General features: G+C 66.9%; 7 protein-coding genes. All 7 read left to right on the forward strand.

What is annotated here, in order from left to right; all coding sequences use genetic code 11:
* Positions 1–196 precede the first annotated feature (196 nt).
* Genes phnS through CFB82_RS20220 form a run of 7 tightly spaced genes read left to right on the forward strand, consistent with a single transcriptional unit; the run spans position 197 to position 7482 of the window.
* On the forward strand, positions 197–1285 hold the full coding sequence (gene phnS, locus CFB82_RS20190; protein WP_069252530.1) for a 2-aminoethylphosphonate ABC transporter substrate-binding protein: 1089 nt from the start codon (positions 197–199) through the stop codon (positions 1283–1285).
* 34 nt (positions 1286–1319) lie between these two features.
* Complete coding sequence (gene phnT / locus CFB82_RS20195; RefSeq protein WP_089485000.1) at positions 1320–2423, forward strand: 2-aminoethylphosphonate ABC transport system ATP-binding subunit PhnT; 1104 nt, start codon at positions 1320–1322, stop codon at positions 2421–2423.
* Entirely contained in the window at positions 2401–3321 is a 921-nt protein-coding gene (locus tag CFB82_RS20200) for a 2-aminoethylphosphonate ABC transporter permease subunit (protein WP_069252528.1), read from the forward strand. Before phnT ends, CFB82_RS20200 begins: the two co-directional genes overlap by 23 nt.
* The gene (phnV, locus tag CFB82_RS20205) at positions 3311–4171 is read left to right on the forward strand and encodes a 2-aminoethylphosphonate ABC transport system, membrane component PhnV (protein ID WP_059487360.1); all 861 of its coding nucleotides are present in this window, start codon (positions 3311–3313) and stop codon (positions 4169–4171) included. Before CFB82_RS20200 ends, phnV begins: the two co-directional genes overlap by 11 nt.
* Complete coding sequence (gene phnA / locus CFB82_RS20210) at positions 4168–5475, forward strand: phosphonoacetate hydrolase (protein ID WP_179255428.1); 1308 nt, start codon at positions 4168–4170, stop codon at positions 5473–5475. The genes phnV and phnA overlap by 4 nt, the downstream gene beginning before the upstream one ends.
* Complete coding sequence (phnY, locus tag CFB82_RS20215) at positions 5472–6926, forward strand: phosphonoacetaldehyde dehydrogenase (protein ID WP_089485001.1); 1455 nt, start codon at positions 5472–5474, stop codon at positions 6924–6926. The genes phnA and phnY overlap by 4 nt, the downstream gene beginning before the upstream one ends.
* Before the next feature lie 4 nt (positions 6927–6930).
* Positions 6931–7482, forward strand: coding sequence for a phosphonate degradation HD-domain oxygenase (locus CFB82_RS20220; RefSeq protein WP_089475711.1), 552 nt, complete (start codon positions 6931–6933; stop codon positions 7480–7482).
* Positions 7483–7973: the final 491 nt, after the last annotated feature.

Genomic DNA, 7973 nt, shown 5'->3' on the forward strand with positions numbered 1-7973 from the left:
TGGCAAAATGTGTCATTTTTTGGAAATTGCCGCATTCGTCACGGGTTTGTCATCGAACGCTGTGATCCTTCGCTTGCCGCGCGAAACCTCACCTCGGCGCGGCAGCGAGGCGGGCCGTCGAACGGCCCCGCCCAGAGATAACAGGAGAGCCGGATCGTGCCCCGGCCATTTGGTGTTCAGCCTACGGAGAAGTCAGATGACACTGCAGAAACCCTCGCGCGCCGCTGCCGGCGCGTTCCGCAAGCTTGCGCTGGCCGCCAGCGTCGCCGGTCTGATGGGCGCCGCGCTGCCCGCCCATGCGGCGAGCGCGGTCGTGCTGTATACGGCAGACGGTCTCGAGAACCTCTATCGCGATGTGCTGCCGGCTTTCGAGAAGAAGGAAGGCGTCAAGGTCAACATCGTGACGGCGGGCAGCGGTGAAGTCGTCAACCGCGCGAACATCGAGAAGAACTCCCCGAAGGCCGACGTGATCGTCACGCTGCCGCCGTTCATTCAGCAAGCTGGCCAGATGGGCCTGCTGCAGCCGTACCAGAGCGTGAACTACAAGAACGTGCCGGCCATCGCGAAGGCTGAAGACGGCACGTGGGCGACGTTCGTGAACAACTACTTCTCGTTCGCGATCAACCCGGACGTCGTGAAGAGCCAGCCGAAGACGTTTGCGGATCTGCTTGCGCCGACCTACGCCGGCAAGGTCGCGTACTCGAACCCGGCCACCGCCGGCGACGGGATGGCCGTGCTGATCCTGACGACATCGCTGATGGGCGAGGACAAGGCGTTCGACTACCTCGCGAAGCTGTCGCAGAGCGTGAAGTTCCACACGAAGGGCACGGGCTACCTGAACGTGCTGCTGTCGCGTAACGAAATCAGCGTCGCGAACGGCGACCTGCAGATGGACCTCGACGATGCCGAACACGGCGCGCTGTCCGTCAAGCCGATCTTCCTGGCTGCGAAGGACGGCGACCAGCCGACCACGTTCCAGCTCCCGTACGGCATCGGCCTGATCAAGAGCGGCCCGAACCAGGACGCCGGCAAGAAGCTGATCGACTACCTGATGTCGACGGACGTGCAGTCGAAGGTCCCGGACATGTACGGCATCCCGGGCCGCACGGACGTGCCGCTGGCCGGCAAGAACGGCGAAGCGGTCAAGAAGGCGATCGCGGGCGTGAAGCTGATCCCGGTCGACTGGACCCAGGTGATGGCGAAGAAGCCGGTGTGGATCGAGCGCTGGAAGAAGGACGTGATCGGCAGCTCGGGCAAGCAGCTCGACGTCGTCAAGCCGAAGTGATCGGCGCACGCCGCCTGTATTTGTGAGCAAGAGGATGAACCCGGTGGAAACCACCCTGACCCATCCCGGCGCATTCGGCGCCGCCGAACCGCAGGCAATGCTGCGGTCCGGCGCGCCGGGCGGCGTGCAGATCGAACACCTGAGCGTGCGCTACGGCGCACGCACGGTGCTGGAAGATCTGTCGCTGTCGATCGGTGCCGGTGAATTTCTGACCGTGCTCGGCAAGAGCGGCTGCGGCAAGACCACGCTGCTGCGCTTCATCGCCGGGTTCGTGAAGGCCGACGGCCTGACCGGTACGCTGACCGTTGCCGGACGCGACCTGACCTATGCGCCGCCGCACAAGCGCAACCTCGGTCTGCTGTTCCAGAATTACGCGCTGTTCCCGCACCTGACGGTGTTCGAGAACGTCGCATTCGGGCTGCGCGCACGCGGCATGGCGTCGTCGGAAGTGACGCGCCGCGTCGCCGACGCGCTGAAGCTCGTGCAGCTCGGCGATGCGGGCCATCACCTGCCCGCGCAACTGTCGGGCGGGATGCAGCAGCGCGTCGCGCTGGCGCGCGCGCTCGTGATCGAGCCGGACGTGCTGCTGCTCGACGAGCCGCTGTCGGCGCTCGACGCCAACCTGCGCGCATCGGTGCGCAGCGAACTGAAGGCGCTGCACGAGCGCCTGCCGAACCTGACCGTCGTCTGCGTGACGCACGACCGCGACGATGCACTCGTGCTGTCCGATCGCGCGCTGCTGATGCGCGACGGCCACATCGCGCAGCTCGGTACGCCGCAGCAGTTGTACGACGCACCACAGGACGGCTACGTCGCACGCTATCTCGGTCCGGCGAACCTGCTGCCGCCGCACGTGATCTTCCCGCTCGGCGATCCGCGCCACGAAGTGCGCGGCAAGGTGGCCTGCGTGCGCCCCGAGCGCCTGACCCTGATGCCGCCGGCCGCGGGCGGGCTGCACGGCACGGTGTCGTCCGTCGAATGGCAGGGCGCGGACCTGTCGATCGCGGTCACGATCGATGCGGCCCCCGACGAGCCCGTGCGCGTCACGATGCAACGCGGCCGCGGTGCGGCTCCCGAGCGCGGTGCGCGCGTTTCCCTGCATTGCGAGGCAGACGATGTCGTCCTTATCGAGCCCTGAAGCCGGCCTGCCGCCGCACGTGCTCGCGTCGGCCGCCGCGCACGCCGCCGCCGCGCGGCGCCGCAAGCGCATGGGCGACCTGCACCTGGCCGCGCTCGCGATCGTCCTGCTCGGCCCGCTCGTCGTCTATCCGCTGGTGCGGCTCGTGCTGTTGAGCGTGTCGGGCGACCACGGGCTGAGTTTCGCCGCATACCGCACGTTCTTCGGCAACCCCGATACGCGCAGCGTGCTGCTGACCACACTTGGCGTGCTGTTCGCGAGCGCCGGCACCGCGTCGGTGCTCGGCGTGCTGCTGGCCGCGCTGCTGTTCTTCAAGCCGTTTCCGGGCGCATCGCTCGTCACGCGTTTCCTGGAACTGTACGTCGCGTTCCCGTCGTTCCTCGTCGCGTTCACGCTGATCTTCCTGTACGGCTCGCAAGGCTCGATCAGCATCGCGCTGCAGCACCTGTTCCATCTCGAGAATCCGCCGCTCGATTTCCTGTTCGGCATCGGCGGCGTGATCCTCGCGCAGACCGTGTTCTATACGCCGTTCGTCGTGCGGCCGACGCTCGCGTCGTTCGCGACACTCGACCTGCGGCTGATCGAGGCCGCGCGCAGCCTGGGCGCGTCCGGCTGGATGCTGGCGCGCCGCGTCGTGCTGCCGATCGCGTGGCCGGGCATCGCCGCCGGTACCGTGCTGTGTTTCCTGCTGACGTTGAACGAATTCGGGATTCTGCTCGTGCTCGGCAGCGCGCGGCTCGTGACGCTGCCGGTTGCGATCTACAGCAGCGCGACCGTCGACCTCGACCTGCCGACCGCGTCGGCCGGCGCGGTCGTGATGCTCGCGCTGTCGCTGGCGCTGTATGCGGTTTATCGCCGGGTGAACCGGCGTGCGACGGGAGGAAACGATGTCCGCTGAATTTCGTATCGGGCAAGCCGTGCCGCGCCACCAGATCGGCTGGGGCGACACGGTGCTCAAGCATGCGTCGCGCGTGGCGCTCGCGCTGGCCGCGTTCGCGTGCTTCTGGCTGTTCGTGTTGCCCGTCATCGTCGTCGCGCTGTCGAGCGTGTCGACGCAGTGGTCGGGCACGATCCTGCCGGCCGGCTACAGCCTGCGCTGGTTCGAGCGGCTCGGGTCGCCGGAATACGACGCGCTGCTGACGAGCCTGGAAATCGGCTTCGGCGTGTCGGCAGTCGGCACGATCCTCGGGCTGTGGCTTGCGCTGGCGCTCGAAGGGCGCGACCGGCGCGGCCTCGGCGCGGTGGTCGATGCGCTCGTGATGGTGCCGAACGGCGTGCCGAGCGTCGTGCTCGGGCTCGCGGTGCTGATCGCGTATCACCAGAAGCCGGTCGACCTGTCGAGCTCGGCGGCAATCGTCGTGCTGGTGCAGCTCGCGCTGATTTTGCCGTTCTGCTATCGCTGCGCGGCCGCCGCGCTCCGTCCGGAACTGACCGTGCTGCGCGAAGCGGCGGCGAGCCTCGGTGCGCCGCCCGCGATGGTGCTGCGTCGCGTGCTGCTGCCGCAGCTCGTGCCGGCGCTGCGCGCGAGCCTCGCGCTCGGTTTCGCGCTGTCGCTCGGCGAGCTCGGCGCGACGCTCACGGTCTATCCGCCCGGCTTCGCCACCGTGCCGATCGTCGTGATCGGCCAGGTGGAGCGCGGGTATTACCTTCCGGCCTCGGCACTGTCGCTGCTGATGCTCGGCGCGTCGCTCGCGGCGCTGCTGCTGATCGCCGCGCGCGTGCCGCGCGGCAAGCGGGTGGCATCATGAACGCCGCGTTCGCATTGCGCCAGCCTGGCGAAGCGTCGGCAGCCGGCGCATCGACGGGGCTCGCGGGGCGTTCCGTCGACGTCAACGGCCGGCACTACCGGCTGCCGGTCGAGCCGACCGTCGTCGTCTGCGTCGACGGCTGCGAGTACGACTATCTCGAACGGGCGGTGGCAGCGGGCGTCGCGCCGTTCATCGGCCGGATGATCGCGGAAGGCACGGCCTGGCGCGCCGATTGCGTCGTGCCGACCTTCACCAACCCGAACAACCTGTCGATCGTCTGCGGCGTGCCGCCGTCGGTCCACGGCATCTGCGGCAACTACTTCTGGGATCCGGCCGCCGACGGCGGGCGCGGCGCCGAAGTCATGATGAACGACCCGGCCTACCTGCGGGCCGGCACGCTGCTCGCGGCGGCGGCCGACGCCGGTGCGCGGGTCGCCGTCGTGACGGCGAAGGACAAGCGGCGCCGGCTGCTCGGCTGGCAGCTGAACGGCATCTGCTTTTCGGCCGAGAAGGCCGCGCAGGCGAATCTCGCGGAAAACGGGATCGTCGACGTGCTCGACTGGGTGGGCCTGCCTTCGCCGGACGTCTATAGCGCGGCGTTGTCCGAATTCGTGTTCGCGGCCGGCGTGCGGCTTGCGCAGACGCGCCAGGTCGACCTGATGTACCTGTCGACCACCGATTACGTGCAGCACAAGTGCGAGCCGGGCAGTGCCGGCGCGAACGCGTTCTACGCGATGATGGACGGTTACCTTGCGCAGCTCGACGCGCTCGGCTGGGCGATCGGCCTCACCGCCGACCACGGGATGAACGCCAAGCACGATCCCGCGACGGGCCGGCCGAACGTCATCTATCTGCAGGATGCGTTCGACGGCTGGTACGGCGCGCAGGCTGCGCGCGTGATCCTGCCGATCACGGATCCGTACGTCGTGCACCACGGCGCGCTTGGCTCGTTTGCGACCATCTATCTGGCGCCGGGCGTCGACCGGGCCGAGGCGATGTGGCGTGTCGGCGACCTCGACGGCGTCGAACTCGTGCTCGACAACGCGGAGGCCGCCGCCCGTTTCGAGCTGCCGGCCGACCGGATCGGCGATCTCGTCGTGATCGGCCGCCGCGACATGACGCTCGGCACGCGCGAGCGCGAACACGATCTGTCGGGCCTCACGGTGCCGCTGCGTTCGCATGGCGGCGTGTCGGAGCAGGAAGTACCGCTGTTGTTCAATCGCCGTATCGAGCCGGCCGATCCTGAGCGTCGGCCGCGCAACTTCGACGTGTTCGATTTCGTGCTGAACCGGGTCGCGGCATGATGGCTCATCCCCGACACGATCACCCGGCGTTTCGCGCGGAGGCGCTGCGCTGGTGCGGCACGCGCGCGACGCGGGAACGCACCCTCGACGTCACGGATCCTTACACGGGTACACGCGTCGGGACGGCGCCGCTGGCGAGCGTCGACGATGTGCGCGCGGCATTCGACTACGCGATGGCGTACCGGCCGAAGCTCACGCGGTACGAGCGTTCGCAGATCCTCGAGCGTGCGGCCGCGCTGTTGCGCGAGCGCACCGAGGAAGCGTCCGACCTGATCACGCTCGAATCGGGGCTGTCGAAACAGGACTCCCGCTACGAGATCGGCCGCGTGGCCGACGTGTTGAAGTTTGCGGCGGTCGAGGCGCTGCGCGACGACGCGCAGAGTTTCTCGTGCGACCTGACGCCCCACGGCAAGGCGCGCCGCGTGTTCTCGCAGCGGCAGCCGCTCGACGGTGTGATCGTCGCGATCACGCCGTTCAATCATCCGATGAACCAGGTGGCGCACAAGATCGCGCCGGCCATCGCGACCAACAACCGCGTGATCGTGAAGCCGTCGGAGAAGGTGCCGCTGTCGGCGTTCTACCTGGCCGATCTGCTGTATGAAGCCGGGCTGCCGGAGCCGATGCTGCAGGTGCTGACCGGCGAGCCGCGCGAGATCGCGGACGAACTCGTCACGCACCCGCATGCGTCGCTGATTACCTTTACGGGCGGCGTGGCGATCGGCAAGGCGATTGCCGCGCGGGCCGGCTACCGCCGCATCGTGCTGGAACTGGGTGGCAACGATCCGCTGATCGTCCTCGACGATGCGGATCTCGAACGCGCGGCGTCGCTGGCCGTGCTCGGCTCGTATCGGAATTCGGGCCAGCGCTGCACTGCTGTCAAGCGGATGCTGGTACAGCGTTCGATCGCGCCGGCGTTCACCGAATTGCTCGTCGAGAAGACGCGCGCATGGAAGTACGGCGATCCGTTCGATCCCGCCAACGAAATGGGCACGGTGATCGACGAGGCAGCGGCGCGGCTGTTCGAGGCGCGCGTGGAAGAGGCGGTCGCGCAGGGCGCGCGCCTGCTGACCGGCAACGTGCGGCGCGGCGCGCTGTATGCACCGACCGTGCTCGACAACGTCGATCCATCGATGACGATCGTGCGCGAGGAGACCTTCGGGCCGGTATCGCCGGTGATCGCGTTCGATACGATCGACGACGCGATCCGGATCAGCAACGGGACGGCGTTCGGACTGTCGTCGGGCGTCTGTACCGACAGCACGGCGGCGGTCGTGCGGTTCGTGAACGAGCTGAACGTCGGCACGGTGAATGTCTGGGAAGTGCCCGGATACCGGATCGAGCTGTCGCCGTTCGGCGGGATCAAGGATTCGGGGCTCGGTTACAAGGAAGGCGTTCAGGAGGCGATGAAGAGCTTCACGAACCTGAAGACGTTTTCGCTGCCTTGGGAGTGAATGAATGGCATTGACGGTGGAAGAGATCCACGGGCTGTATCGCGAGCATGGCCATGTGGCCTATAGCGGCGAGCCGGTCACGCAGCTCGAGCATGCATTGCAGAGCGGATTGCTGGCCGAAGAGGCGGGGGCTGACGAAGCGCTGGTCGCGGCGGCATTCCTGCATGACCTCGGGCATCTGCTGAATCGCCAGGGCGAGACGCCGAGCGCGCGCGGGATCGACGATCTGCATCAGTATTACGTGCTGCCGTTCCTGCGGCCGCTGTTTTCCGACGCGGTGCTGGAGCCGATCCGGCTGCACGTCGACGCGAAGCGCTGCCTGTGCCGCACGGACGCCGGCTACTTCGAGAGCCTGTCGCCGGACTCGGTGCGCAGCCTCGCGCTGCAGGGCGGCATCTTCAGTGAAGAGGAGACGGCGGCGTTCCTGCAGCGCCCGTTCGCGGAGGACGCGCTGCGTCTGCGCCGCTGGGACGATACGGCGAAGGAAGAAGGCAAGGCGACGCCGGATCTCGATCACTATATGGAGATCGTTGCGCGCCAGGTGCGCGCGGCCTGACGGTTCGGCTGCTTGTATAAGGCCCCGCACGCGCCAGCGTGCGGGGCCTTATATTTTTTGAGAAACCCCTTGCGCAGATCGAAGAGGCTGCCTACAATCACGCCTCTTTCACGCTAACGGAAACGCAGCGCGGGAGAAGGGAAGCAGGGTGGGCGGTGCGCAGCAGTCTGGAGCGCGCAGCCGGCCTGGAAGTTGAGCCCCGCAGTCGCAACGATGCAGTAAAAAAGTTGTTGACGAGCTGCGAAACACGGTTCATAATCTCGCTTCTCTGCTGCTGAAAACGCAGCGCTGCTGAGAAACACGAAGTTCCTCGCAGAATGCTCTTTAAAAATTAACAGCCGATAAGTGTGGGCGCTTGATGAAGGCGAGCTGATCCTCGGATCAGATAGCGAAAGTATCAAGAGTCTCACACTAAAGTAAGTCAGGTTTATGAAGTGATTCATATTCCTGTCAGCTTTGAGTGAGCGACCGGTTCTTAACTGAACCGAAAA

The sequence above is a fragment of the Burkholderia sp. HI2714 genome (assembly GCF_002223085.1).
In the GTDB taxonomy this organism is placed as follows: Bacteria; Pseudomonadota; Gammaproteobacteria; order Burkholderiales; family Burkholderiaceae; genus Burkholderia; species Burkholderia lata_D.